Annotated in this window: 2 protein-coding genes; both read right to left on the bottom strand. The window is 70.0% G+C overall.

Annotation, left to right across the window (positions count from 1 at the left end; genetic code table 11):
• Window positions 1-311: 311 nt before the first annotated feature.
• Window positions 312-842: a hypothetical protein gene (locus tag ABFS34_16490; protein MEN8377024.1), complete on the bottom strand. Its 531-nt coding sequence runs from the start codon at window positions 840-842 to the stop codon at window positions 312-314.
• A gap of 7 nt (window positions 843-849) precedes the next feature.
• Window positions 850-2,337: multicopper oxidase family protein (locus ABFS34_16485; GenBank protein MEN8377023.1), on the bottom strand; the 1,488-nt coding region annotated here is incomplete at its 5' end.

Raw genomic sequence — 2,337 nt, 5'->3', positions numbered from 1 at the left:
AATCCTGTCCATAGCTGGTTGGGACAACCTTGGCGCGGGTGGGCATGGCTGGGTCGCGACCGGCACGGGCCGGCGTCGGGGGCAGCGTCTAAGCGAAGGTCAGTAGCTGCTTGGGACAGCTTTGGCCTGGGTAGGCCAGGCCGGACGAGAATCGTCGCGCCCGATAGCTGCTTGGGACGTTTCCGCGGAAACGCCTACTCCCGTCCAGGCACCCTGGCCACTGCCCCCGCGCCCCCGGCGTACCGGCCCCCGCTGCACGCCCTCCCGCCACGTTTCCGCGGAAACGCCCAACGGCACCGCACCGCGTCCGCTCAGAGCACACCCATGAACAGGGCCAGCACGAGCCCGATCGCCGCGCTCGCCGCGACGCGCCCGATGACGCCCAGTCCCTGCCAGAGGTCGTGCGCTTGCCGGGGCAGGCTGCCTTTCGCCGACTCGGCCGCTGAGCCGCCCGGGCGAAGGGTCTGATTGGCGGTCCAGTAGGCGATCGCGGCGAAGATCGCGGCGGTGACGAGCGCCGGCTTGATCATCGCGACCACCAAGGTGACGCCGGCGCCGACGTAGATGATCTTGCGCGCGTTCAGGCGGTCCACCAGGCCGGGCCGGGAGCGGCCCTCCATCGACCCGAAACCGCGCGCGTCGGTCGCCTCGGGCTGTGAGCCGGGGCCAGAGCCGGTCGCCTCGGGCCCGGAGCCGAGCCCAGAGCCGGGCGCCGACCCACCCTCCGGCGCCGACCCCAACCCCGAGCCACCCGCCGCCCGCCCCGGCGCCCCGCAGTGCGGGCAAGACGCCGCGAGTTCGCTGATCTCCCGGCCGCACTCGAAGCAGGTCGTCATGGCCATGGTCTCCTCATTCCTCCACTTCGAATACCGCGTGCATGCCGGCCTCGATGTGCTCGGCGATGTGACAGTGTAGCATCCAGCGGCCCGGGTTGGTGATCTCCAGCAGGATGTCGGCGGTCTGCCCGGCGGGCAGCAGGAAGGTGTCCTTCCAGCCCAGGTTCTCCTCGGGCACCCCGTTCCGGCTCAGAACCAGGAAGCGCTGGCCGTGGATGTGGATCGGGTGCTGCATTCCGTGGACCACGTTGCGGTCGTTCTGCACGCGGATCTTCACTACCTCGCCCACCGAAAAGCGCCAGTCGATGTCCATGTTCTCGAGGCCGGTGTCGGGGTCGCGCAGGATCCACTCGACCTGCCCCGCGGTCGCCGCCCAGTTCATCATCGGCATCGTCCCGTCCCACTCCACGGCGGGGAAGAAGACCGAGTCGATCCGCATCATCGTGCGCACGATCGGGGGCATCTCACCGGTGCGGATGCCGAGGATGAGGCGGCGGTCGATCGGCCGATCGAAGAAGGCCCGATAGCGGTCGATTTCGACGATCGTGGCCGGGTGCTCGCGCAGCTCGTCGAAGGCGGCACCGGCGGACTGGTCGGGTGGGGGATCGGCCGCGTCGCCGTCCGGCCCGGCGGGGCGCGAGTCATCACCAACCGTCACAACCCCCAGCGTATCCTCGCGCGGCAGAAACGCACCGTTCAGGTGGTCGATCGACTGCACGCGGTTGAGCAGCGGCACCGCGCCGGCCGAGTCGAAGCGGACGTGCACCAGGTACCGCTCGGCGGGGGCGATCACCACGCTCTCGACCCACTCCTCGTGCTCCAGCGGCCCCATGTCCGAGCCCACCACCTTCGTGCGCGCGCCCGGCATCGACAGGTTCCAGGTGCGCGTGTTGGAGACGTTCGTGATGAGGAAGCGCACCACTTCGCCGGCGCCCACGTCCAGCGAGTAGCCGGGCTCGCCGTTGACCAGCAGCACGTTGCCGAAGCGCCCCATGAGCGCGTGCGTGGCCGACTCCCGGCCGAACTGAATCGCGCCCGATTCGTCGAGCAGCAGGTCGTCCAGGATGAGGAATTCCTCGCGGTCCACCGGACCCAGGTCGGCCTCGTGGCCGCGCACGAACATGTTGCCGTAGAGCCCCATATCCTGCTGCACGTCCTCCCTCACGTGCGGGTGATACCAGTACAGCCCCGCGTCGGGGAAGCGGATCCGGTAGGTGAAGGAGTCACCCGGGGCGATGGGGGCCTGGGTGACCCCCGGGGCGCCGTCGAAGCGGTTCTCGATCCGGATGCCGTGCCAGTGGATGGTCGTGGGCTGGTCGATGCCGTTGCGAAAGCGGACGACGATCTCGGCGCCCCTGTCCACGTCGAGCAGCGGCCCGGGGTGCTGGCCGTTGAACGCGAGCATAACCAGCTCGCGCCCGGCCACCGAGCGGCGCACGAAGCCTGCCTCGAGCTCCAGCGTCTGGCCGTTCGCCAGCCGCTCGACGCGCATCGGCCGCGC

The organism is Gemmatimonadota bacterium (genome assembly GCA_039715185.1).
Taxonomy (GTDB): domain Bacteria; phylum Gemmatimonadota; class Gemmatimonadetes; order Longimicrobiales; family RSA9; genus DATHRK01.
The sequence above is the reverse complement of the archived record's forward strand: the minus strand, read 5'-3'. Positions and strand labels throughout refer to the sequence as shown.

Excerpts from the sequence above, each read along its gene's own strand:
- ABFS34_16490 (MEN8377024.1), bottom strand. The coding sequence starts at position 842 with ATGGCCATGACGACCTGCTTCGAGTGCGGCCGGGAGATCAGCGAACTC.